This window comes from Acidithiobacillus ferridurans, from assembly GCF_003966655.1.
GTDB classification, from domain to species: Bacteria; Pseudomonadota; Gammaproteobacteria; order Acidithiobacillales; family Acidithiobacillaceae; genus Acidithiobacillus; species Acidithiobacillus ferridurans.
Genome location: NZ_AP018795.1, coordinates 1,109,424 through 1,130,101, shown reverse-complemented (window position 1 = coordinate 1,130,101; position 20,678 = coordinate 1,109,424). Strand labels below are relative to the sequence as shown.

The 20,678-nt window shown below is 60.4% G+C and carries 26 protein-coding genes; 11 read left to right on the top strand and 15 right to left on the bottom strand.

The annotated features are described in order from the left end of the window. Window positions 1–11 precede the first annotated feature (11 nt). Entirely contained in the window at window positions 12–656 is a 645-nt protein-coding gene (locus AFERRID_RS05785) for a TetR/AcrR family transcriptional regulator (RefSeq protein WP_113526318.1), read from the top strand. Next, window positions 653–1,525, top strand: a complete 873-nt coding sequence (gene argB / locus AFERRID_RS05780) for an acetylglutamate kinase (protein WP_113526319.1) — start codon at window positions 653–655, stop codon at window positions 1,523–1,525. Before AFERRID_RS05785 ends, argB begins: the two co-directional genes overlap by 4 nt. 63 nt (window positions 1,526–1,588) lie before the next feature. On the opposite strand, the gene AFERRID_RS05775 is transcribed toward argB, so the two are convergent. Then, entirely contained in the window at window positions 1,589–2,602 is a 1,014-nt protein-coding gene (locus AFERRID_RS05775; protein WP_113526320.1) for an HlyD family secretion protein, read from the bottom strand. A 236-nt stretch (window positions 2,603–2,838) separates the two neighbouring features. Between AFERRID_RS05775 and AFERRID_RS05770 the strand changes: the two genes are divergently transcribed. Then, a complete protein-coding gene (locus AFERRID_RS05770) occupies window positions 2,839–3,405 on the top strand; it encodes an acyloxyacyl hydrolase (protein WP_113526321.1) in 567 nt (188 codons plus the stop codon). Between the two features lie 45 nt (window positions 3,406–3,450). Here AFERRID_RS05770 and bioB read toward each other — a convergent pair whose 3' ends face one another. Genes bioB through AFERRID_RS05745 form a run of 5 tightly spaced genes read right to left on the bottom strand, consistent with a single transcriptional unit; the run spans window position 3,451 to window position 6,540 of the window. Next, window positions 3,451–4,401 (bottom strand): biotin synthase BioB, encoded by a 951-nt coding sequence (bioB, locus tag AFERRID_RS05765; protein ID WP_113526322.1) that lies wholly within the window; start codon window positions 4,399–4,401, stop codon window positions 3,451–3,453. Further along, entirely contained in the window at window positions 4,398–4,748 is a 351-nt protein-coding gene (locus tag AFERRID_RS05760; RefSeq protein ID WP_126604554.1) for a DUF167 domain-containing protein, read from the bottom strand. The genes bioB and AFERRID_RS05760 overlap by 4 nt, the downstream gene beginning before the upstream one ends. A 24-nt stretch (window positions 4,749–4,772) precedes the next feature. After that, on the bottom strand, window positions 4,773–5,051 hold the full coding sequence (locus AFERRID_RS05755; RefSeq protein ID WP_113526324.1) for a YggT family protein: 279 nt from the start codon (window positions 5,049–5,051) through the stop codon (window positions 4,773–4,775). Beyond that, window positions 5,048–5,875, bottom strand: a complete 828-nt coding sequence (gene proC, locus AFERRID_RS05750; RefSeq protein WP_113526325.1) for a pyrroline-5-carboxylate reductase — start codon at window positions 5,873–5,875, stop codon at window positions 5,048–5,050. Before proC ends, AFERRID_RS05755 begins: the two co-directional genes overlap by 4 nt. Beyond that, the gene (locus AFERRID_RS05745) at window positions 5,872–6,540 is read right to left on the bottom strand and encodes a YggS family pyridoxal phosphate-dependent enzyme (RefSeq protein WP_113526326.1); all 669 of its coding nucleotides are present in this window, start codon (window positions 6,538–6,540) and stop codon (window positions 5,872–5,874) included. Before AFERRID_RS05745 ends, proC begins: the two co-directional genes overlap by 4 nt. 101 nt (window positions 6,541–6,641) lie before the next feature. Between AFERRID_RS05745 and AFERRID_RS05740 the strand changes: the two genes are divergently transcribed. The 6 genes from AFERRID_RS05740 (at window position 6,642) to AFERRID_RS15490 (ending at window position 11,556) form a co-directional block, all read left to right on the top strand. Beyond that, on the top strand, window positions 6,642–7,493 hold the full coding sequence (locus tag AFERRID_RS05740; protein WP_269149221.1) for a type IV pilus twitching motility protein PilT: 852 nt from the start codon (window positions 6,642–6,644) through the stop codon (window positions 7,491–7,493). Then, window positions 7,490–7,690 carry a hypothetical protein gene (locus tag AFERRID_RS16335; protein WP_269149220.1) on the top strand — a complete coding sequence of 67 codons (201 nt, stop codon included), beginning with the start codon at window positions 7,490–7,492 and terminating at the stop codon, window positions 7,688–7,690. The genes AFERRID_RS05740 and AFERRID_RS16335 overlap by 4 nt, the downstream gene beginning before the upstream one ends. A 169-nt stretch (window positions 7,691–7,859) precedes the next feature. Then, on the top strand, window positions 7,860–9,182 hold the full coding sequence (locus AFERRID_RS05735; RefSeq protein WP_070807692.1) for an IS701 family transposase: 1,323 nt from the start codon (window positions 7,860–7,862) through the stop codon (window positions 9,180–9,182). Window positions 9,183–9,245: 63 nt separating this feature from the next. Next, entirely contained in the window at window positions 9,246–10,388 is a 1,143-nt protein-coding gene (locus AFERRID_RS05730; protein ID WP_126604553.1) for a PilT/PilU family type 4a pilus ATPase, read from the top strand. A 5-nt stretch (window positions 10,389–10,393) separates the two neighbouring features. Beyond that, window positions 10,394–11,122: a glycosyltransferase gene (locus AFERRID_RS15495; RefSeq protein WP_232027936.1), complete on the top strand. Its 729-nt coding sequence runs from the start codon at window positions 10,394–10,396 to the stop codon at window positions 11,120–11,122. Then, the gene (locus AFERRID_RS15490; RefSeq protein ID WP_331251181.1) at window positions 11,029–11,556 is read left to right on the top strand and encodes a glycosyltransferase; all 528 of its coding nucleotides are present in this window, start codon (window positions 11,029–11,031) and stop codon (window positions 11,554–11,556) included. The genes AFERRID_RS15495 and AFERRID_RS15490 overlap by 94 nt, the downstream gene beginning before the upstream one ends. Window positions 11,557–11,594: 38 nt before the next feature. Here the strand turns inward: AFERRID_RS15490 and AFERRID_RS05720 are convergent, their stop codons facing one another. The 5 genes from AFERRID_RS05720 to trmB all read right to left on the bottom strand — a co-directional run bounded on the left by AFERRID_RS05720 (window position 11,595) and on the right by trmB (window position 15,698). Then, the gene (locus tag AFERRID_RS05720) at window positions 11,595–12,722 is read right to left on the bottom strand and encodes an NAD(P)/FAD-dependent oxidoreductase (RefSeq protein WP_113526330.1); all 1,128 of its coding nucleotides are present in this window, start codon (window positions 12,720–12,722) and stop codon (window positions 11,595–11,597) included. A 124-nt stretch (window positions 12,723–12,846) separates the two neighbouring features. Further along, window positions 12,847–13,464 (bottom strand): hypothetical protein, encoded by a 618-nt coding sequence (locus tag AFERRID_RS05715; protein WP_113526331.1) that lies wholly within the window; start codon window positions 13,462–13,464, stop codon window positions 12,847–12,849. A gap of 13 nt (window positions 13,465–13,477) precedes the next feature. After that, entirely contained in the window at window positions 13,478–14,167 is a 690-nt protein-coding gene (gene sdo, locus AFERRID_RS05710) for a sulfur dioxygenase subunit alpha Sdo (protein ID WP_126604552.1), read from the bottom strand. Between the two features lie 140 nt (window positions 14,168–14,307). Beyond that, window positions 14,308–15,009, bottom strand: a complete 702-nt coding sequence (locus AFERRID_RS05705; RefSeq protein WP_113526333.1) for a Crp/Fnr family transcriptional regulator — start codon at window positions 15,007–15,009, stop codon at window positions 14,308–14,310. Continuing rightward, the gene (trmB, locus tag AFERRID_RS05700) at window positions 15,006–15,698 is read right to left on the bottom strand and encodes a tRNA (guanosine(46)-N7)-methyltransferase TrmB (protein WP_172959340.1); all 693 of its coding nucleotides are present in this window, start codon (window positions 15,696–15,698) and stop codon (window positions 15,006–15,008) included. Before trmB ends, AFERRID_RS05705 begins: the two co-directional genes overlap by 4 nt. 37 nt (window positions 15,699–15,735) lie before the next feature. Between trmB and purE the strand changes: the two genes are divergently transcribed. Continuing rightward, entirely contained in the window at window positions 15,736–16,233 is a 498-nt protein-coding gene (gene purE / locus AFERRID_RS05695) for a 5-(carboxyamino)imidazole ribonucleotide mutase (RefSeq protein WP_126604551.1), read from the top strand. Next, on the top strand, window positions 16,230–17,363 hold the full coding sequence (locus tag AFERRID_RS05690; RefSeq protein ID WP_126604550.1) for a 5-(carboxyamino)imidazole ribonucleotide synthase: 1,134 nt from the start codon (window positions 16,230–16,232) through the stop codon (window positions 17,361–17,363). The genes purE and AFERRID_RS05690 overlap by 4 nt, the downstream gene beginning before the upstream one ends. Before the next feature lie 33 nt (window positions 17,364–17,396). Here the strand turns inward: AFERRID_RS05690 and AFERRID_RS05685 are convergent, their stop codons facing one another. The 4 genes from AFERRID_RS05685 to smpB are packed head-to-tail and all read right to left on the bottom strand — an operon-like array spanning window position 17,397 to window position 20,638. Then, window positions 17,397–17,909 carry a disulfide bond formation protein B gene (locus AFERRID_RS05685; RefSeq protein ID WP_225981906.1) on the bottom strand — a complete coding sequence of 171 codons (513 nt, stop codon included), beginning with the start codon at window positions 17,907–17,909 and terminating at the stop codon, window positions 17,397–17,399. Further along, a complete protein-coding gene (locus AFERRID_RS05680; RefSeq protein WP_113526337.1) occupies window positions 17,906–18,517 on the bottom strand; it encodes a thioredoxin fold domain-containing protein in 612 nt (203 codons plus the stop codon). Before AFERRID_RS05680 ends, AFERRID_RS05685 begins: the two co-directional genes overlap by 4 nt. Beyond that, on the bottom strand, window positions 18,514–20,184 hold the full coding sequence (locus tag AFERRID_RS05675) for an ArnT family glycosyltransferase (RefSeq protein WP_126604548.1): 1,671 nt from the start codon (window positions 20,182–20,184) through the stop codon (window positions 18,514–18,516). The genes AFERRID_RS05680 and AFERRID_RS05675 overlap by 4 nt, the downstream gene beginning before the upstream one ends. Further along, on the bottom strand, window positions 20,177–20,638 hold the full coding sequence (gene smpB, locus AFERRID_RS05670; RefSeq protein WP_126604547.1) for an SsrA-binding protein SmpB: 462 nt from the start codon (window positions 20,636–20,638) through the stop codon (window positions 20,177–20,179). The genes AFERRID_RS05675 and smpB overlap by 8 nt, the downstream gene beginning before the upstream one ends. Window positions 20,639–20,678: the final 40 nt, after the last annotated feature.

Below are 20,678 nucleotides of genomic sequence, written 5' to 3'. Positions count from 1 at the left end.
GAGACGGTTTCATGGGGGAGTTGCCACTGATACTTGAAGGCGAAGGACGGCAGCGGATTCTGGCCGCTGCCGAAAAGCTCTTTTCCGATAAGGCATTTGATGCGGTCTCCATGAATGCCATCGCGTTGCAGGCGGGTATCAGCAAGGCCAATATCTATCATTATTTTCCCAATAAGGATGCCCTCTATCTGGCAGTATTGCGCGCGGCCAGCCGCAACTTGCGGAAACTGCTCAACGATGCGGTCGACGCCCACGGAACCGTGGTGGATGTGCTCCGGCATTTTGCACGCTGCCACCTCCAGGCTCTGCTGGATCGGCCGGAACTGGTGCGTCTGGTATGGCGGGAATTACTCGAAAAAGGCGCGCCCAGAGCACGGGAGTTTGCGGAACAGGGTTTCGCGGATGTGTTTTCTGCCTTGGTTGCGGTCTTGGAAAGCGGGCAGGCCCGGGGCGAACTGCGGGCGGATTTCAACCCTGCCTTGGTGGCAACCCTGATGTTGGGCGCGAATGTTTTCTTTTTTCAGTCCCGGGATATTCTGCGCCATTATCCGGCCGTGGGCTTTGCCGATGATCCCGCAGGTTATGACGCTGGGGTTGTCGAGATTCTTCTGCGTGGGCTGATTCCGGAATCTTCAACAGACACGGTACGTGCATGATAAACTCCATACACAGCGATCCCCACCTGCAGGCCCGCATACTGGTGGAAGCCCTGCCTTACATGCAGCGTTTTCACGGCCGTACCATCGTCATCAAGTACGGTGGCAACGCCATGATCGATGCCCGACTTCAGGAACAGTTTGCCTACGATGTAACCCTGATGAAACAGGTGGGCATGAATCCGGTGGTGGTGCATGGGGGTGGGCCGCAGATCGGTGCCATGCTGGAGCGACTCGGGGTGCATACCCATTTTGTGGATGGCATGCGGGTGACCGATGCCGCGACCATGGAAGTGGTGGAAATGGTCCTTGGCGGGGGTGTCAACAAGGAGATCGTGCAGGCCATCAATCGTGCGGGCGGCCGCGCCGTGGGGTTGACCGGCAAGGACGGCGGCTTGCTCCGGGCGCGCCCCCTGCGCCGGGATGGTGTGGATCTCGGACTGGTGGGCGAGGTCGCACGGGTGGACCCGGATATTATCCGTCTGCTGGATCAGGGTGATTTTATTCCGGTGGTGGCGCCAGTCGGGGTGGGCTCCCTGGGCGAGTCCTATAATATCAATGCCGACCTGGTGGCGGGCGCTCTCGCTGCGACGTTGCGAGCAGAGAAGCTCATCCTGATGACCAATGTCGCCGGTGTGCTGGATTCTGACGGACAGTTGCGCACTCGTCTGGAGGCCGCCGAGGTGGACCGGATGGTCGCCGATGGCCGTATTTACGGCGGCATGTTGCCCAAGATCCAGTGCTGTCTGGACGCTGTGGCGGCGGGCGTGCAGGCTTCACATATCATCGATGGTCGGGTACCCCATGCATTATTGCTGGAAATATTCACCGACGCCGGGGTCGGTACATTGATCTCCGACACGCGCTGAACCTGGGTCACCTGCGCGTGCGTTGGTGCAGATCTCGCCGGCACGGCCGGTAACGCCGGGGCCTCAGAAGATCGGTCGCAGCGCCTTGACCCAGCCCGGTGCTCCGCCCGTATCCACCGTTACCGACGCGCTGGTACCGATCCGTAGCGGGAACCTGGGGTCCGGATTGGTGATGAGCACGCGCACCGGTACCCGCTGTGTCACCTTCACCCAGTTACCCGTAGCATTTTCCGGGGGCAGCAGGGAGAAGGCGTTTCCGGCACCGCCGCTCAGGCTTATCACCCTTCCCTTGAAGCGATGGTCGGGGTACATGTCCACAGTGATTTTCGCACTCTGTCCCGGGTGTACCCGGCTAAGATCGGTTTCCTTGTAGTTGGCCTCGACCCAGTATTCCGCATTGCCGATCAGGGGGAACAGGTCTTGATTGACATTGACCACGTCGCCCACATGGATTTTATCCACTTTGCTGACGACTCCCGCGATGGGCGCGTAGAGCGTGGTTTCAGACAGATAGAGCCGGGCTGTGCGCAGGGCGGCCTTGGCGGCGGCGATGCGGGCACCATTGAGGACTTGCTGTGCCTGTGTCTCCGCCAGGGCCGCCTGATCGGCGGTCAGGCGCGCCCCGGCACTTTTCGCCGCGGTCATTTCGTTATCCGCCTGTTGCGCGGATAGATATTTCTGTGCCGCCAGCGCTGCCGCGCGTTGGGCGTTGTGCCGGGCATTCTGGTAATTGACCTGGTCGGCGCTGATATTGGCGCGCGCTCCGGCAATATTGGCCTGAATGGCGGCCGTCTGCCGTTCCGCCTGGGTCAGTTCGGCCTCGGCTTTCTGCACGTCGTAGACGTAGGCCCGCGGATCCACCTGGAGCAGGGGCTGTCCAGCCTGCACGACCTGATTATCATGCACATAAATGGCGACAATATGTCCCGTAACCCGCGGTGCGATGTTCACGACATGGGCATGCAGATAGGCATCGTCGGTGTTGGGATAGTAATCAGAAATCTGGAAGTATGCATAGGCGCCAAAGGCAACCACGACGATGATGACCAGAACCAAAAGGCGTTTGAGCCAGCGCATATGTGTCCCTTGTTGAATCCCAGCAGCCGGGCGACTCTCCGGACCTGTTTCGACGGTCGACTCATGCGCAACCCCTGCTTACAATGGGTTTTGCGCACAGTATATGCGCGGCTCAGGTCCATCAGGCTTTTTTGACATGCGCGCTGAGCGAACGCATACTGACCGTTCGGTTGATACCATAACGCAAACGATTCCTGTCGGCAAGGCGGCCGACACATCTTTACTAAGGAGCAGTCATGAAGGACGGTAGTAAAATCCTGGCGAGGATCCTGGGTGTGACGGCATTGGCTCTGCTGGCAGCCGGGCCAGCCTGGGCAGAAGGCGCAGGCTTGCATGTGGTCCAGGGCGGACCTGCGTATTTCGACGCCGGTATCGGCGCCTTTAACGCGGCTGGCGTCGAGCCCGGTCCTGGACATCGGGGTAATGCAACCCTTCCGGAGATCGATCTGGAATACCAGTCTGCCTCCAAGTTGTTCGGCATCGGCGCGCTATGGGGTATCGTCGCCAATACCAACGGCGGTTTCATGGGCTACACCGGCTTTTACTCGGATATTGCCTGGGATCACTGGGTACTGACGCCGGTGCTCGGCATGGGCGGATATAATCAGGGGCGCGGCAAATATCTGGACGGCACCTTCCAGTTTCGTCTGGAGTTGAGTCTGGCTTATCAGTTTGCCGATCAGTCGCGCTTGGGAATCAAGATCGCCCACATTTCCAATGCATATATCGCCAACGAGGATCCCGGCGAGGATGAGGTGCTGCTGACCTACGCCATCCCCCTGTCTTTTGGTGACCACTCCTGAGCTACACCGGGGTCGGTCCGTCCGGCTGGCCCCTGTCGCCGACCGTCAGTCCGCGCTGCGGTGCAGGCCCAGTCGGTTGAACAAGGCCTGATCATGTCCGGTGCTGGCATTCCCTGTCGTCAGCAGGCGATCCCCAAGAAAAATGCTGTTGGCACCGGCCAGAAAGGCGAGCGCCTGTAATTCGTCGCTCATGGCTTCGCGCCCTGCCGAAAGCCGTACGTAGGCCTTGGGGAAGAGGATTCTGGCGACCGCGACGGTGCGCACGAATTCAAAGCCGTCAATCGGCTCCGCAGCCTCCAGCGGGGTGCCGGGAATGGGCACCAGGGCGTTGATGGGGATACTCTCCGGAGCCTGGGGCAACTGCGCGAGCACTTGCAGCATCCGCGCCCGGTCCCGGCGGGACTCTCCCATGCCGAGGATGCCGCCGCTGCAAATCCGGATACCGGCGTCACGCACCGCTTCCAGGGTGTCGAGGCGGTCCTGATAACTGCGGGTGTGGATGACTTCACCATAAAACTCGGGGGAGGTATCGAGATTGTGGTTGTAGTAGTCGAGGCCAGCATGCTGTAAGCGTTCCGCTTGCCCCGGTTTGAGCATCCCCAGCGTCACGCAGCTTTCCAGGCCATACTCCTTGACCACGCCGATCATGGCGGCTACTTTTTCGATATCCCGGTCGTGGGGCGAGCGCCAGGCAGCCCCCATGCACAGGCGTTGGGCCCCATTGGCTTTGGCCTCCCGCGCGGCGGCACGCACCTGTTCAAGATCCATCAGCGGTTCGGCCTGGAGGGCCGTCTGGTGATGGACGCTCTGGGAGCAGTAGCCACAATCCTCGGGGCAACCGCCGGTCTTGATGGAGAGGAGGGTGGAGCACTGGATGGCATTTGGATCAAAGTGTAGCCGATGCACCTGTTGCGCCTCATAAATCAGATCGTTGAAGGGGCTGGCATAGATTTCGAGGATGGCATCGAGAGTCGGCAGTGCTGCGCTGTGGTTCATCGGTCTTCCCTGTCGAGAGCAGGTGAGTGGGCGGATTCGGCATATTTTCTGAGTTGAGTCTGCACGTGTGTGGGCGCTGCGCTGATCCTGAGCACTTTGTCCCGCGCGCTCTCCCCCTGCACCAAAGTGATCTGCTGTCTTTTCAGGCGCAGGGTAGCACAGAGCAAAGCCGAAAGGGCAGTATTGGCAGCGCCATCCACGGGCCGGGCACGCAGGCGAATTTTGAGGGCATCGCCGTGGCATCCGCCGATGGCATCGATCTTGGCACCCGGCTGTACGTGGACGCGTACATACAGGTCGTCACCGTCTGCCCGCAGATATGGGGGGCGTGTTTCTGAGGAAGTCATGTGCTGCAGTCCGTCGTAATGGGGTTACCCGCCCAGATTGAGGATGGCATGAACCAGCAGCCCCTTGAGCACTTCGATGATCAGCAGCGCTGCCAGCGGACTGAGGTCGAATCCGCCGATGGGCGGGATGATCCGCTGTAGGGGATAGAGAATGGGTCCGGTCAGCCGATCCAGAAACTGTATGACCGGATTGCGTGGATCGGGCTGTACCCAGGACAATATGGCACGGATGAGAATTGCCCAGAACAGCAAGGTCAGAATGAGACTGGTAAGGCGCGCCGCCATAATGCTCAGTTCGGTCATGATATATCCTTTTCGGGGCTGCCTAGGGCGCGGCTGCGCTCCGCCGCGGCGGCTAGGGCCCGCTGCGCCAGTGGCCGCAGGTGCTCTTCCCAGACCGCCAAACCCGCCGCCGTGGTGCCCCCCGGACTGGTGACCTGATGGCGTAACTCGGTCGGACTGAGGGCGCTGGCAGCCGCCATCTGTGCGGTGCCGAGCACCGTCTGCAGGGCGAGGGCGCGCGCAGTGACACGGTCCAGGCCCTGCAGCACGGCGGCATCTTCAAGGGCTTCCAGGAACAGCAGGACATAGGCAGGGCCGCTTCCGGATAGTGCCGTAACGGCGTCCATCAGTGATTCATCGCTTAACCAGTAAATCTGGCCCACGGCGGACATGATAAACCCGGCAGTCTGGCGTTGCGCGGCGCTCACCGAATCGCGGGCATACAGCGCCGTCGCTCCGGCGCCGACTTGCGCCGGGGTGTTGGGCATGCCGCGCACGATGGCGCTCCCGGGGTTTAGTTCGGCGGCAATGCGTGCGCTGCCGATGCCGGCAGCCACAGAGAGGAAGAGCACGCCGGCATCGGCGAAAGCCTGCCGCCACAGCGCGAGCACTGCGGATATCTGCTTGGGTTTGGCTGCGTAGATGACCACGCTGTTGGCAGGCAGACTTTGCGCCGTTGCCGCCAGGCTGCGGATGCCGAACTCTTCGGCAAGTGCGTCACGGTGTGCACTGCTGGGGGCGTGAACCTGAATCTGCTCGCCTGCAATGCCCTGACGCCGCAGACCGGCGATAAGGGCGCGAGCCATATTGCCGGCACCAATGAAGACAATATTCTGAGGTATCATAAGGGCTCCTGGGCACGGGCTCCGAAGAGGATGGTACCAAGACGGATTTCTGTGGCACCCTGCTGCAGGGCCTGGAGGTAATCCGCCGAAGTGCCCATGGAGAGGGTATCCAGATCGGCATGGACCTGGGTTTGCCGCAGCGCGAGAAAAAGTTCTGCCATCCGGCGGAAGTCGGCCTCTGCCGGCTCCGGTTGCGGGTGGACCAGGGCCATCAGGCCGCGGAGCCGTAAACGGGACAACCGGGAAATGACGAGGGCCAATTCCGGAACCTCTTCTGGCGCGCAGCCGCCCTTGGTTTCCTCCCCACTGATGGCGACTTCGATCAGCACATTCAACGGCTCCATGCCGGCGCGGGCGGCATGGAGCCGTTCCGCGATGAGTGGGCGGTCCACACTTTCCACCCAGTCGAAATGCTGGGCTATTAGTGCGGTCTTGTTGCGCTGGATGCGACCTATGAAATGCCAGATGATGCCATCCAGATCTCTCAGTGCCGTCTGTTTGTCCAGCGCCTCCTGCAGGAAGTTTTCGCCGAAGTGGCGAAGTCCGAGGGCATAGGCGTCACGCAGTGTCGCCGCCGTAACGTGCTTGCTTGCAGCCAGCAGGCACTGCGGCGGGTGATCGGCAATCTCCCATTGCACATGGGCCAGGCGTTCAGCGATGGACATCAGTCTCCGGCAGACGTGGGCGAAATGGTCAAGGTCGACTATAGTAACGCCCAATAGCCTTTGGCCCCAAATCATGGGGCGTTCATGTCGGGAGCCGCACGATGGATATTTCAGAACTGCTCGCCTTCGCGGTAAAAAACAACGCATCGGACACCCATATCTCGGCAGGTCTGGCGCCGATGCTGCGGATCAACGGCGACATCCGTCCGCTGAATGTGGAGGCGCAGGACAGCAAAACCGTACACAGCATGATTTACGACATCATGAACGATTTCCAGCGGAAGGGGTATGAGGAGAACCTGGAAATCGACTTTGCCTATGAACTGCCGGGTGTGGCGCGTTTCCGGGTTAACGCCTTCAACCAGGACCGCGGACCGGCTGCGGCGTTCCGGACGATTCCTGCGAGTGTGCTGACACTGGAAGACCTCCATGCGCCCAGTTCTTTCAAGGAGATCATCAACGTGCCGCGCGGACTGGTATTGGTCACGGGGCCGACCGGATCGGGTAAGTCAACGACGCTGGCGGCGATGGTAGATCATATCAATGCGAATCGCGCCGACCACATCATTACCATTGAAGATCCTATCGAATTTCTGCACACCCCCAAGAAGTGCCTGATCAACCAGCGCGAGGTGGGTGCCAGCACCCACTCCTTTGAAAACGCCCTGCGCTCGGCTTTACGTGAAGATCCCGATATCATCCTGGTGGGCGAGTTACGTGATCTGGAGACCATGCGCCTGGCGCTTACCGCGGCAGAGACCGGCCATATCGTGTTTGCGACGCTGCATACCAGTTCCGCACCAAAAACCATCGACCGTATTGTCGATTCCTTTCCCGGGGGGAAAAGGATATGGTCCGCGCCATGCTGTCCGAATCCCTGCGCGCGGTCATTTCCCAGACTTTGCTCAAAACGGCCGACGGCAAGGGAAGGGTCGCCGCCCACGAAATCATGATCGCCACCCCGGCTATCCGCAACCTGATTCGTGAGAACAAGGTTGCGCAGATGTACTCGGTGATCCAGACCGGGCAAAATCAGGGCATGCAAACCCTGGACCAATGTCTTGCCGACCTGGTGCGTGCCCACAAGGTGACTCGCGAAGATGCGCTGCGCCGGGTACAGAACAAAGACAGCTTCATGAACGTGGCCTGAGGATAATTTATGTCTGTACTGCTGAAGTTTAGACATACAGCCCGGCTCCGCCGGGTTTTTTCTATTTTTGCTACGAAAGTGCTTGACACAGTGATAGTGCCGTGCGGCCGACCCTTGTAAAAAAGGGTCGGCCAATGAGAAGCGTTTTAGGCTTCTCGGAATCACTGTCATGCCCTTTCATCGTCTCGTTGCCCTCCGCCTCTCGGAGTGGATTTCCTACTTTCTGACGGTCGTGCCGCCCCGCTCGCGGCGCAGTTTTGTGGAGCTGCTTTGCGGTTGCCTGATCTCGCCCGAAGGCTGGGTCACCCGCGCCCTCAGCAGCATCTCCCTCCGCTGCCACTGGACCACCTATTACAAACTCCTGGAGCGTGCGTCCTTGCGTACACAGGCGTTGGCCATAACCCAGGTACGCTGGCTCCTGCAGTCCTTGCCCAAGCCCCTGATCGTCGAGTTAGTCGTCGACGACACGATGGTCCTGCGGCACTCTACCAAGGCCCCAGGCGCGGCCATCCGCTTCGACCACAGTCATAAGCACAACCGCCCCAGTTATGTCCTCGCCCAGAATTGGGTGGGTCTGGCGTTGACCCTGCGTACCCGTTCCGGCAAAGCCATTTCCTTTCCCATCCGCTTGCGCCTGGTGCCCAGTACCGGCAACACCCACAAGCTGAAAATCGCCGGAGCATTGCTGCGCGCCTTTATACCCCACATCCCCGTACCCGTCCGGTTGCTCACCGATGCTTGGTTCATGCGGCGGCGCCTGCTCTTGCCCCTGTTGCGTCAGCACGGCCTGCAGCCGGCAGGCCAGTTCATCGGCCAGGTGCGCAAAGATACTGTACTGCTCCGCGACCCACCGCCGAGGACATCCCAACGCGGGCGTCCTCGGATATATGGAAACAAGTACACCGTGGAAGACATGGCTGCGCTGCCCACCGAGATCGTCTCTCTGGATCTCTATGGGAAACGGCAGAAGGTCCGTCTTCAATCCATCATCGCCAATGCACGATTCCTGAACGGCCATCCGGTCCGTGCCGTATGGAGTGCGATCTACGATGAAAAGCATCATCGGTGGTCTCCCACCCGCCTCTATCTCGCTTCCGAGACGGATCTCACCGCCAGCGAAATCGTCGTCCTCTACAGCAACCGCTGGCAGATCGAACCGATCTTCCACAATCTCAAACGCTGGTGGGGCATCCATAACCTCTGGCAGCAAAAACGCACCGTCTTGGAACGCTGGATGCAAATCCGCTGCATCGCTTGGTCCATGGTGCAACTCCTCGCCGAAACCCTATCCGAAGATTTCCCCATGACTGCAGTAGCGCCCTGGCGTATCGCTACTCCTGTCACCGCAGGACTCATGGCCCAATGGCTTCATCTGCAATTTCTGCGGGTTCCATTCTGGAAGGGCTACGACCCGAAGTCCGGGAAATTCCAGTGCCCCGCCCCCGCCTTTTGGGCCGATACCGATGACCCACCCCGCAAAAAGGTCGCCTGACTCAATCCTGCTCCACATTTACTACGCCATATCGCCACACATAGAAGCTGGCGAGGAGGCTGCATGTCTAAACTTCAGTCTGTACTGGATGACTTGCTGGTCCTGATGGTGGAAAAAAACGGCTCGGACCTGTACCTCACCGTGGGCTCGCCACCGGTCATGAAAGTCGACGGGCGGACGGTTCCGCTGGGGACAGAAATGCTGAAACCGGGTCAGGTGCTGAATCTGGCCAAGGAAATTCTGGGGATGGAGCGCTTACAGGAGTTCCAGCACGAGAAAGAAATCAACATGGCCATTTCCGTGCCCGAGGTGGGGCGTTTCCGGGTCAACGGGTTTTTCCAGCGTGGTGAACTGAGCTTTGTCCTGCGCGCCATCAAGACCCAGATTCCCAGCCTGGAGCAGCTCAGGCTGCCGCCGATACTGAAAGATCTGGCCATGACGTCGCGGGGGCTGGTGCTCTTCGTCGGTTCTACCGGTTCCGGGAAAAGCACCTCCCTGGCGTCGATGGTCCAGTATCGCAACCAGAATGCGGCGGGTCATATCCTCACCATTGAGGATCCAATCGAATTTCTGCACCGGAATGCGAAGTCCATCGTCAATCAGCGCGAAGTGGGCATCGATACCCTGAATTATGAGCGGGCGCTGGAGAATGCGTTGCGGGAAGCGCCGGATGTCATCCTGATCGGCGAAGTGCGCAGCCGGGACACCATGGATCATGCCATCGCTTATGCCGAAACCGGGCACCTGTGTATGTCCACCCTCCACGCGAACAATGCCAATCAGGCCATTGAACGGATCATCAATTTTTTCCCGGAAGATCGTAAAAAACAGTTGCTCATGGATCTTTCACTCAATTTGCGTGCCGTGGTCTCACAGCGCCTGTTGCCGGTCAAGGGGCAGAGCGGACGAATCGCTGCCATGGAGGTGCTGATCAATACCCCGGCCATTGCCGATCTGATCTACAAGGGTGAAGTGAGTCTGCTGAAGGACGCCATGTCGCGAACGAACGACGTCGGTATGCAGACGTTTGATCAGAGCCTGTTGCAGTTGTTTATGGATGGACTGGTGGAATATGACGATGCCCTGCGCGCGGCCGATTCGCAGAACGATCTGCGCCTCGCCATCAAACAGGCGTGTATGCGTTCGGGCATGGCCGATCCTGGGGCCGCCACCTCTGCGGAAGGGCAGTGGCGTATTCAGTCTTGAGCGACGTGTGGCTGTTACCGGCCGCATGGGCCGTTCTGGTGGCCTGGCTGGTGCTGTTCCTCGGGCGGGGCGCTTTCTGGCGGGCAGATCAGCGTCTTCCACCCCGCGAAAGCAACCCACGGCGAAGCTGGCCAGAAGTCACCGCCGTAGTGCCTGCGCGTAATGAAGCAGAGGGTATTGGTGCTTGCGTAACGGCCCTGCTGAGACAGGATTACCCCGGCGTCTTGCGGGTCATCGTGGTGGATGACCAGAGTACGGACGGCACCGCAAAGTGCGCACGGGAGGCGGCGCGGCAGATGGATGCCTCCTCCCGTCTGGAGGTGCTGACTGGCGCGCCGCTGCCGGAAAACTGGGCGGGTAAGGTCTGGGCCATGGACCAGGGGGTGACCGCGGCCGGCCCGGTGCCGCTTCTCTGGTTCACCGACGGAGATATCGTGCATGGGCCGGATGTCTTGCGGCGCCTCGTCACCCGGATAGAGGATCGGGATTTGTCACTGGTCTCGCTGATGGTGATGCTCTCCTGCCGCGGTTTTTGGGAGCGTCTTCTGATTCCGCCCTTCATCTTCTTCTTCCAGATGCTGTATCCCTTTCCCTGGGTCAACGACCCACACCGTACTCTGGCCGGTGCGGCGGGGGGTGTATGCTGCTGCGTCGGGAGGCACTCGAAAAGGTCGGCGGGTTCGCCGCCATGCGTGCCGCACGCATCGATGACTGCACGCTGGCAGCATTGCTGAAGCCCCATGGCGCGATCTGGCTGGGTTTGGGGACGGAGAGCCATAGTCTGCGGGATTACCGCCAACTTGGCGAAATATGGCGGATGGTAGCTCGCTCCGCCTACGTGCAACTGCGGTTCAGCCCCTGGCGGCTGCTCGGAGCAACGTTGGTGATGACTTTTCTCTATGCCGGGCCGGTAGGAGGGCTGCTGTATGGACTTTGGACCGAAAATGTCTGGCTGGCGATGCCCACGCTGCTCGCCTGTCTGCTGATGCTGACGGCCTATGTGCCCACTTTGCGGCTTTACGCGCTGAACCCCCTCCGGGCGTTCAGTCTGCCCATTGCGGCACTGTTCTATACACTCATGACGCTGGATTCCGCCCGCCGTCATTACGGCGGCCGGGGCGGAGCGTGGAAAGGGCGGCATTATAGTGCGCCCGGACAGGAGCGCTGAAGCCCCGCCGCGCGTTGTCGGGGCCGCATTGCGCTGGCTCAGCGGTAATGCAGCAGATAACGCCACTCAAAGGCGACCTTGGCCGCATGCCAGAGCGAATTTGGCAGGATGCTGGCATGATTGGGGCTGCGATAGACCATGATGCCGCTGTCCAGGGTGTCGACAATGCAGATCAACTCGCTGCGGAAGGTGTTGTCTGCCGCCTTCCCTTGCAGATGCAGGAGCAGGTTATGCACGGCGGTCCCGGCCTGCAGGTCCGCCATGTGGCCCTGCTTGGGTAGCCAGTCCGGGCTGCCCGCGTAGGACCCCCCGTCACCAATGACAAAGACGCCCGGATGGTCGGGAACCGTGCAGTGCAGGTCGGACTGAAAAAAGCCACCGGCAGAGAGGGGCAAACCGCTGTTGGCTGCCCAGTCCGGGCCGGTCATGCCGGGCATGAACAGGATCAGGTCCGCGGCAATGTCGCCGCCTTCGGTCATCACTTTGTTTACCGAGAACCCACTGATTTTATGACCAAGATGGGTGCGAATATCGCGCCGCTGCATTTCCGCGAGCAGTCCTTCCACCGCCTTCGGACCCAGCCGGTTACCCGGTTCGGTCATCGGATTGAAAAATACCAATTCGATTTGTCCGCGCTTATCGATCTGACGAAGGTAAGTGTCGATTCCAAAGAGCAGTTCAAAGACCGGACCACCGCGTACGGCGGTTGGCTCCAGGGGGTTGCCGGCGAAACCGAAGGCAATGGTACCTTTGTCCATCAGCGCCAAGCGGTCTCGGATGTTTTCGGCGGCATCGATGCCGTCGCAGATAGCGAAACTGTGCTCGATGCCCGGTAGCTTACGGATACCGCGACCGCCGCTGGCAATGATGAGCGCGTCGTTCCGCACTTCACCGTGGTCGGTGATGACGGTACGGCCACCGTCGCGCAGGCCAGTGACGCGACCCTGATGAAACTCCACCCGTTGGCGCTGAAAGAAACGGTCCAAGGGAATCCGCAGATTCTCGCCTTGCCGCAGCCCGGTGGGAATCCAGATCAGGCTGGGGTAGTAAACGAACTCCGCCCTGGGTGCGATGACGGTGATTTCCGCGTCGGGCATCCGGCGGCGCAGGTGGCGGACGGCCGTCAGGCCACCAAAGCCTGCGCCGATAATGGTCACTTGGGTCATATGCTATTCCTCAGTAGCAGAAAACGTGGAAGGAAGCCGCAATCGGCCCCGTTCACACAGTATACTGCATCCGCCTGGCAGGGCGCCCGGCAGGCCGGACGCCGTTGCCCCTCCGGCAGACTGCTCAGCCACCCAGTACACGCTGATAGTTGTCTGGCAAGGGGCTGACCTCCTGGGCCTGGGCAAAGCCGCGTTGCACGAAGAGGCTGACGACGATGCCGTGGGCTTGAATGAGGGTCACCACGTTGGGATCCTCGCTGGTCTCTTCCACAAGAACTCCATTGGGTACCAGGGTTACTTCCATTTGTACTTTTTCGCGCTGCGCGAAAATTTCCGGAAATGCTGGATCCCAGAAGCGCAATCCAAAGTTTTCTTCCAACCGGTGGTGCATGGCCGGAACATGGTCGTGCAGCAGGCTGACGATCTCCGGGTTGGCGGAAGTCGTCAGCGAACGTATGCCATCGGGAAGCCGGGTCAATTCACGCTGAATCTGGTCGTGATGGCGAAGCAGGGTATGGAAGACCTCCTGATCGTGCTGATGGCGTGCCCTTTTGTCCGTGTTCCCGGTGCTCACCAGCATCCGCTGTTCCATAGCTTCCTCGTCGGCCAGGCTCATGCCGGCAGGCCGCATGCCCGGCTCATTCCCGAAACGAATGCCGCCCTGCCCGCGTCCGCGACCTCCGCCGCCGCCACCACGTCTCATGCCTGCCAGCACCCCGTGCACGGTATTTTTTTTGCTCATCTTTAAGTACTCCTCATATATTGAGCGCTCCACAGCGCTGGTTGGCGGGCACGGCAACATGAATTTTCTTCGGTTTTGACAAGTGGAGTTCCGCCATGATGGCGATGAACTCCTCCCGGCTTTTACCCGCCAGGCGACGGTTCATACGCTTTTCCTCGCCGACGCAACTGACGTGGCGACCGGCATAGTCGTGGCCAGGATAGACCAGGGTCTCGTCGCGCAGTGTGAAGATCTTCCCGGTGATGCTGTCATAGAGCGCCCCAGCATCGCCACCCTGAAAATCCGTGCGGCCACAGCCCCCGATCAATAGTGCGTCGCCCGTGAAGACCCGGTCGCGCCAACGGTAACTAGCGCATCCCGGAGTGTGGCCGGGCGTGCTAATGACCCGTATGACGTCATCACCCAGCACGATAAAATCGTTATCATCCACCGGTACGTCTGCACAGGGCGCGGCAGCTCGGCGGCTGATCACGACCTGCGCACCGGTGTGCGCACGCAGTGCGCTGGCGCCGGTAACGTGGTCGGCGTGGACATGGGTATCGAGCACGTATGCTAGTCGCATGGATTCCCGATCAAGTATGCGCAGTATCTCATCGATGGTTTCCAGAACCGGGTCGATAACCACGGCCTCGTGCCAGGTCGGGTCCCCCAGGATGTAGGTATAGGTGCTGGTTTCGGTTTCAAGAAGCTGTCTGAAAAACATGCTATCACCCCTTGTCGGCAATGGTGTCGGAGCATCATCCTGTGTTCTGAGACGCCCATACTCTCACCATAAGGCGTAGAAAGAGTGTCTGCATTGACAATTGTCAAAATTGACAGATTTGGTTAACTAACAGGGGAGGCTCAGGCGCGGGTGCCGTCGCTGCTCGCGTACAGGAGTAGGTTTTGGGGATCAGGAATTTCGATTTGCCCCTTGTGTTCGTGGAGCAGCCCATGGCGTTTCAGGTCCGCCATGATGCGGCTGACGTGCTCGGTGGAAAGGCCGAGAAACTCCCCCAGGTCCTGACGGGTGAGGGGGAAAGGCGCCGCACGCTGTTGCGGGTAGGCGCTGACCCATTGGCAGAGGAATGTGGCCAGCCGAGCATCGGCCTTTTTGGCACCCAGTTCGACAATGCGGTCTTCAGCTTCCTGCAGTGCCTGCTGCCAGCGCGCGAAAATGGCTTCACGCACCGCTGGGAGACGCTGGGAAAGCGCATCCAGTGCCCTCAGTTCCAGGCGGCAGAGATCGGTGCCGGTCAAGGTAATGGCACTATGACGATGCCGCTCGCTACGCAATCCTTCAAAACCCAGGAGGTCGCCGTGGTTGAGCAGGCGAACGATTTGCGCGTGACCATTGGGCAGACTCTTGACCAGCTTGATGCCGCCCTGACGAAGCGTATAGGCATATTGCGCAGGGCCGCCCTCGTGATAGATCGACGTTCCCGTCGGGACGTGGATATCCTGGACGTCCATACCGAGTTCGCAGACTTCGTCCCTGCTCAACCCGGCAAAAATGCTTCGTCCGCGCATGAGGCAATGCACACAGTCGGAGCGCTTGGCAGTCACGGGATGCGCCGATAGCAGAGGTCATAAACTGTATGCCCCAGTCGCTGCCCGCGCCGCTCAAATCGGGTCAGAATGCGGTTGTCGGGGCGGAAGACATAGCCATTGTCGGGAGACGCATTTTGCAGGCCTGGGGTGGCGTTGAGCACGGTGAGCATCTGCCCAGCATAGTCCGCCCAGTCCGTGGCCAGTTGCAGTTCGCCTCCGGGCTGCAGCAGGCGACACAACACTGCAGCAAAATCCGGCTGGATAAGGCGCCGTTTTTGTTGCCGTTTTTTAGGCCATGGATCAGGAAACTGAATGATGATGCAGCGCAGAAGAGCGTCCGGCAGCGCCTTCAGCCATGTGACGGCATCGTCGTGGACGATCCGGACGTTATCGGTTCCGGCCTCCACCAGTTGCAGCAGCAGGGACCCCACGCCGGGTGTATGCACCTCGATGCCGATGCAGCCCCAGGTCGGCCGTTGCGCGGCAATGGCGGCCAGGTGCTCACCGTTGCCAAAGCCTATTTCCAGCAAGAGCGGTCTTTGGTTATCCCAGGGATCCCGCCACTCGGCATGGGCATCTATCTGTCGGGCCGGCAAATATTCCGCAACTGCCCGGGTCTGGGCAGCGGTGATGCGGCCCTGGCGCAGCACGAAACTGCGGATGGCCCGATGGCTGGTCTTGAGCGCTCCTTCCATGACAGGCATTATAACCCGTTTGGGGTCAGGGCGTAGAGGGGCAGGTATGGAACAACCGGTAGTCGGTGTGGTGATGGGCAGCGAAAGTGACTGGGAAGTGATGCGCGCCGCGGTGGAACATCTGCAGGCGATGGCCATTCCCTGCGAACAGCGTGTCGTATCCGCACACCGCACGCCGGACCTCCTTTTTGACTATGCGGCTGGTGCCGCGCCGCGGGGGTTGCGATGCATCATTGCCGGCGCTGGCGGCGCTGCGCACCTGCCCGGTATGCTGGCGGCCAAGACCATCGTGCCGGTGCTCGGCGTGCCGGTGCCTTCCCGGCATCTGCAAGGCCTGGATTCTCTATTGTCTATCGTGCAGATGCCAAAGGGGGTGCCGGTGGCCACCTTTGCCATCGGCGCGGCGGGTGCTGCCAATGCTGCCCTGTTTGCTGCCGCGATGCTGGCTGGTGCCGATGCCGCGCTGGCCCTGCGCCTCTTGGATTTTCGCGCGCGCCAGGAGACTGCAGTGATGGCCATGACCTTGCCGGAGACCGGCCTTTGATCCTGCCCGGCGCCACTCTCGGTATGCTCGGCGGCGGACAACTCGGTCAGATGTTTGCCCTCGCCGCCCGGCGCGTCGGCTACAGCGTATGGGTACTGGACCCCGATCCGGATTGTCCCGCCGCCGCGGTGGCAGACCGCCATCTCTGCGCGGCCTATGACGATATCCACGCATTACGGGAGTTGACGGGTACCTGTGCGGCGGTTACTACGGAATTTGAGAATGTTCCGCTGGCTGCCTTGGAGCGTGTCGCCCGGGAGGTACCGATGCACCCCGGCGTCGCGGCGGTGGCCATTGCCCAGGATCGGGCACGGGAAAAGGCCTTTTTCCGCGACCTGAATCTGGCTGTTGCGCCTTTCGCACTGCTGCGCAGCGCCGCCGACCTGGCAGCGGCAGCGGCAAATGTGCCCTTTCCAGCCATTCTCAAGACTGCGCGTCTCGGTTATGACGGCAAGGGGCAGATCGATGTGGCTTCCGCAGCAGACCTGGCTGCCGCCTGGGCATCACTGGGAGAGACGGAAGCGGTGCTGGAAGGGCGCGTTGCGCTGGCTCAGGAGCTTTCCATCATTCTGGCACGCACCAGCGATGGCATGATGGTGTTCTACCCGATGGCCGAAAATATCCATTATCGGGGCGTTCTCGACCTCAGCATCGTACCCGCCCGTGCCGTCGAGCCGCTGCAGGAACGGGCGCGATACAGCGCCGCTCGGATTGCCGGGGCGCTGGATTATGTCGGTGTGTTGGCGGTCGAATTTTTTGTGGATGGCGCGGGCCAACTGTTGGTGAACGAGATGGCGCCCCGTCCTCATAACAGTGGTCATTTTACCGTGGACGCCTGTGTGCACAGCCAGTTCGACCAACAGGTGCGGACCCTCTGCGGTCTGCCTCTCGGGGATACCCGCCTGATCAGCCCCGTGGTGATGATGAACTTGCTGGGTGATCTCTGGGATAGGGGTAGCCCGGACTGGGATGCGCTGCTGCGTCATCCCCAGCTCAAGCCCCACCTGTACGGGAAAAAGGAGGCTAGACCGCGGCGTAAAATGGGGCATGTGAATGCGCTCGCCCTGGACACGGGTCGGGCGCTTGACGTACTGGAAACCCTGCGTCGTGACTGGCGATGGCCAAACTGAAGAAGTCGGAAACCCTGTTTCTGTGGTCGAGGCCTAACGCCTGTCCTGCCGTCCGCAAAGCCATTGGGCAAGCCACAGCAGTACGGCGCAGGTGAGGAAAAAGACCAGACTCCAGTGCGTAACGGGCCATCCAGCCAGGGTGCGGGCTCCGGCGGCGGCACAGGAGCCCTGTCCCGAGAAGACCGAGGCTGCCTCTTTGCCCCAAGGCCCGAAACTGCGCCCACTCCGGAAGATACTCACCGCTGCGCATGCCTCGGGTGCGTGGCTTGCGATCGCGCTGAGATGCCATTGCCAGCCGGCAAGCCCTGCGCCCGCCAGGGCATAGGCACTGGCCAGCATCCACAATCCGCGCCGTGCCACCCTCGTCCAGAAAAATCCCATCACGACGATGAGCAGCACGGCGATATTGGCCAGGCGCTGATACACACAGAGACTGCACGGTTCGTAGCCTCGTGCGAATTGCAGCCAGAGGACCAGGACAAAGGCACCGGCCGCCGCGCCCGCCACCAGCACCGCAATCAGGCCGGACAGCCTCGCTGGGCTCATGAAGCGTCGAGCAGGTCTTTCCATTGTGCGTTGTCGGGCGGGCCTAAAAGGTAATGGATTTTTTTGCCCCGCTGGTAGACCAGAAAAGGCACCGCGGCACCTTCCATCCCAAAAAGTTCAGATTCTTTGCCATCGAGACGGGACTGGTTGAATTGAAGTTGCTTCTGCACATTGGCGATTACTGCGGCGTCGGCAGGCTTGATGCCGCCTTCCGGACCGTTTTGGGTCATGGCAAAACCTTTTTCCGTCCGCCGGAGGGCGGCCAGAGGTTCGGGTGCCGCGAGAATGGCCGCAGCCTTGCCCTTGCTGCTAGGCGACAGGAAACCGACGATGACGAAGCGCACGCGCAATTGTCCACCATCAACGGGATTTTGCAGCCAGACATAAGTCTGATGGCAATAGGGACAGTTGGGATCCAGAAAATCATAGAGGATGGGCCCCTTGCTGCCTTCTTCGATGTAGTGGGTGTGGCTCAGGGCTTGCCAGTAGTCGAGATCATGATCGGCGGCCGCTGTCGCCCCCTGGGCGATGCCGACGCCCGTGGTCAGGATGACCCCGCCAATCGCCAGCGAACGAGCCAGGGTCTGAATTGCGTGAACAATCGTCATGATCCGTTTTTCTCCTGAGATATGGGGGACTCGATGCGTAACAGGGCGATATGCTGCCGACTATAGAGTTCATAACCCGAGTAGAGTTCCTGTACATGCAACGCTCCGGGTAAGCCTGTCCGCAGGGCCGGTATATCGCGGGTCGGCAGGGCGAGATAGGCGGTGCCGTGGCCATCGGCAACGACGCGCCGGATCGCCTGCGGGTTTTTCAACTGATGCACGCGCATGGCGCCACGCCCGGCATAAAAAAGAAAACTGGGCTCAAACCACTGCCAGGTCGCGATGGCGTAGGGTCGTGCGCCGACACTCGCGCGGATCATGCGACCCATGGTCACCGAGGGTTTCAAGACATTCAGGGCGGGCATGGCCAGCAATACCAGGCAGGCCGTGAGGGCTACCGCGCCTGCTCCGAGACTGCTGATGATCGGCAGCAGCAGGCCTCGCCAGGCGAAGAGCAGACCGAGCATTGCCGCGGCGATATAGGGCAGGCCCAGATAGGCCATGCTGCCCAGGGGCGGAATTTTTTCCGGTACCAGCCAGGCCCCCAGGGCCGCCAGGATGACACCCACCAGCAATAATGCCACGAGGGACAGGACGACACCGCGACGACCGAGGGGCTCCGTCCCGTTCAACGCCCGGTAAAGGCGCGCCGCGATAAGGACGAAGAGCGGGGGGTAGGCTTCCCAGACGTAATTGGGGAGCTTGGTGGCGCCGAGGCTGAAAAAAGCGACCCAGATAACGGCCCAGACCAGCATGAAGGTATCAGCGGGTGCCTGTTGCAGCAGCGTTGCCCGTCTCTGCCAGATTTCCGCAATGGTTTGCGGCAGAAAAATCGTCCAGGGCAGCAGCGCCAGCGCTATGGTGAAGAGATAATAGTAAATCGGACCCGAATGACCCTGCATGGCGGCGGCGTAGCGATCGATGTTCTGCTGGTCAATGAACAGGCGATCCCAGGCCCAATGGGTCTCTATACCCACCGCCAGATACCAGGGTAGGGTGACGACCAAAAACAGTGGGATACCCCACGCCAGGCGGCCGCGGCGCCAAAGATCCGGCAGTTCCCGGCGCAGCAGCAGGAAAACCACAATGACAAGGCCAGGCAGGAGGAAGCCTATGGGGCCTTTGGCCAGGGTCGCCAACCCCATCGCTGCGTAGGCGATCAGATAGTCACGCTTCGCTTTTTCCGGGTAAAGATAACCCCGCAGGTAGGAAACCAGTGTGATAGTGACAAAGAGAATCAACAGAGGATCCGGTACTGCGGCCCGGAAGATGATCTGGCTATGGAGGGCTGTGGCAGCCAGTAGTCCGGCCAGCAGCGCAGTCTGCTCCCCATAGGGGCGACGCAAAGCCAGCGCCAGATAGAATACCAGCAGCGCCCCCATCGCCACCGAGCCGATACGCAGGCCCCAACTGTTCATTCCCAGCACGTGTACCCCGGCCCACATCAACCAGTAATTGAGGATGGGCTTGTCGGGACGCAGCGCGGCGTTGAAGGTGGGGACCACCAGGTTGTGATGCACCATCATTTCTTTCAGCGCCTGGGCATTATTGGGCTCATCGATGTCCCAGAGGCTGGAATTTCCGGTATGAAAGGCCAACAGCCAGAAGGCAAAAAGGAACAGAATCAGCGCCTGAAAGAGAAAAGTCCCCTGACGCCGTTCAGACATCCCGCGCTCCGCCCTTCATGATGCGCGCCCTGTCCCGCTGCCACTCCCGGTCTTTGACCGTGGCACGTTTGTCGTGCTCCTGTTTGCCCTTCACCAGTGCGATTTCCACTTTGGCACGGCCCTGCTTCCAGTACATGGCCAGGGGCACGATCGTAAAGCCCTTGCGCTCGACACTACCGATCATGCGATTGATCTGTTCCCTGTGCATCAGCAGCTTGCGGGTACGTGTCGGGTCAGGGTTTATATGAGTGCTGGCGGTAAGCAGTGGACTGATGTGCGCGCCCAGCAACCAGAGTTCCGCATTTTTGACGATGATATAACTGTCTTTGAGAGTGAGCCGATTGGCACGCAGGGACTTCACCTCCCAGCCCTCCAAGACCATGCCGGCCTCAAAGCGCTCTTCAATGAAGTAATCATGTTTCGCCTCGCGATTGAGGGCGATTGTGCTGCTCATCCTGCACCTCCCGTGCCGGTCAGTCGCGTATTGTACGGGA

What these genes read in the sequence shown, in the direction of transcription:
- AFERRID_RS05740 (WP_269149221.1), top strand. Translation starts at nt 6,642, where the DNA reads ATGGATATTTCAGAACTGCTCGCCTTCGCGGTAAAAAACAACGCATCG.
- smpB (WP_126604547.1), bottom strand. Translation starts at nt 20,638, where the DNA reads ATGAGCAGCACAATCGCCCTCAATCGCGAGGCGAAACATGATTACTTC.
- AFERRID_RS05720 (WP_113526330.1), bottom strand. Translation starts at nt 12,722, where the DNA reads ATGACCCAAGTGACCATTATCGGCGCAGGCTTTGGTGGCCTGACGGCC.
- AFERRID_RS05685 (WP_225981906.1), bottom strand. Translation starts at nt 17,909, where the DNA reads ATGAGCCCAGCGAGGCTGTCCGGCCTGATTGCGGTGCTGGTGGCGGGC.
- AFERRID_RS05775 (WP_113526320.1), bottom strand. Translation starts at nt 2,602, where the DNA reads ATGCGCTGGCTCAAACGCCTTTTGGTTCTGGTCATCATCGTCGTGGTT.
- proC (WP_113526325.1), bottom strand. Translation starts at nt 5,875, where the DNA reads ATGATACCTCAGAATATTGTCTTCATTGGTGCCGGCAATATGGCTCGC.
- sdo (WP_126604552.1), bottom strand. Translation starts at nt 14,167, where the DNA reads ATGTTTTTCAGACAGCTTCTTGAAACCGAAACCAGCACCTATACCTAC.
- AFERRID_RS05735 (WP_070807692.1), top strand. Translation starts at nt 7,860, where the DNA reads ATGCCCTTTCATCGTCTCGTTGCCCTCCGCCTCTCGGAGTGGATTTCC.
- AFERRID_RS05760 (WP_126604554.1), bottom strand. Translation starts at nt 4,748, where the DNA reads ATGACTTCCTCAGAAACACGCCCCCCATATCTGCGGGCAGACGGTGAC.
- purE (WP_126604551.1), top strand. Translation starts at nt 15,736, where the DNA reads ATGGAACAACCGGTAGTCGGTGTGGTGATGGGCAGCGAAAGTGACTGG.
- AFERRID_RS05785 (WP_113526318.1), top strand. Translation starts at nt 12, where the DNA reads ATGGGGGAGTTGCCACTGATACTTGAAGGCGAAGGACGGCAGCGGATT.
- trmB (WP_172959340.1), bottom strand. Translation starts at nt 15,698, where the DNA reads ATGCCTGTCATGGAAGGAGCGCTCAAGACCAGCCATCGGGCCATCCGC.
- argB (WP_113526319.1), top strand. Translation starts at nt 653, where the DNA reads ATGATAAACTCCATACACAGCGATCCCCACCTGCAGGCCCGCATACTG.
- AFERRID_RS05675 (WP_126604548.1), bottom strand. Translation starts at nt 20,184, where the DNA reads ATGTCTGAACGGCGTCAGGGGACTTTTCTCTTTCAGGCGCTGATTCTG.
- AFERRID_RS05680 (WP_113526337.1), bottom strand. Translation starts at nt 18,517, where the DNA reads ATGACGATTGTTCACGCAATTCAGACCCTGGCTCGTTCGCTGGCGATT.
- AFERRID_RS05770 (WP_113526321.1), top strand. Translation starts at nt 2,839, where the DNA reads ATGAAGGACGGTAGTAAAATCCTGGCGAGGATCCTGGGTGTGACGGCA.
- AFERRID_RS05745 (WP_113526326.1), bottom strand. Translation starts at nt 6,540, where the DNA reads ATGTCCATCGCTGAACGCCTGGCCCATGTGCAATGGGAGATTGCCGAT.
- AFERRID_RS16335 (WP_269149220.1), top strand. Translation starts at nt 7,490, where the DNA reads ATGATCGCCACCCCGGCTATCCGCAACCTGATTCGTGAGAACAAGGTT.
- AFERRID_RS05755 (WP_113526324.1), bottom strand. Translation starts at nt 5,051, where the DNA reads ATGACCGAACTGAGCATTATGGCGGCGCGCCTTACCAGTCTCATTCTG.
- bioB (WP_113526322.1), bottom strand. Translation starts at nt 4,401, where the DNA reads ATGAACCACAGCGCAGCACTGCCGACTCTCGATGCCATCCTCGAAATC.
- AFERRID_RS15490 (WP_331251181.1), top strand. Translation starts at nt 11,029, where the DNA reads ATGCTGCTGCGTCGGGAGGCACTCGAAAAGGTCGGCGGGTTCGCCGCC.
- AFERRID_RS05715 (WP_113526331.1), bottom strand. Translation starts at nt 13,464, where the DNA reads ATGAGCAAAAAAAATACCGTGCACGGGGTGCTGGCAGGCATGAGACGT.
- AFERRID_RS05730 (WP_126604553.1), top strand. Translation starts at nt 9,246, where the DNA reads ATGTCTAAACTTCAGTCTGTACTGGATGACTTGCTGGTCCTGATGGTG.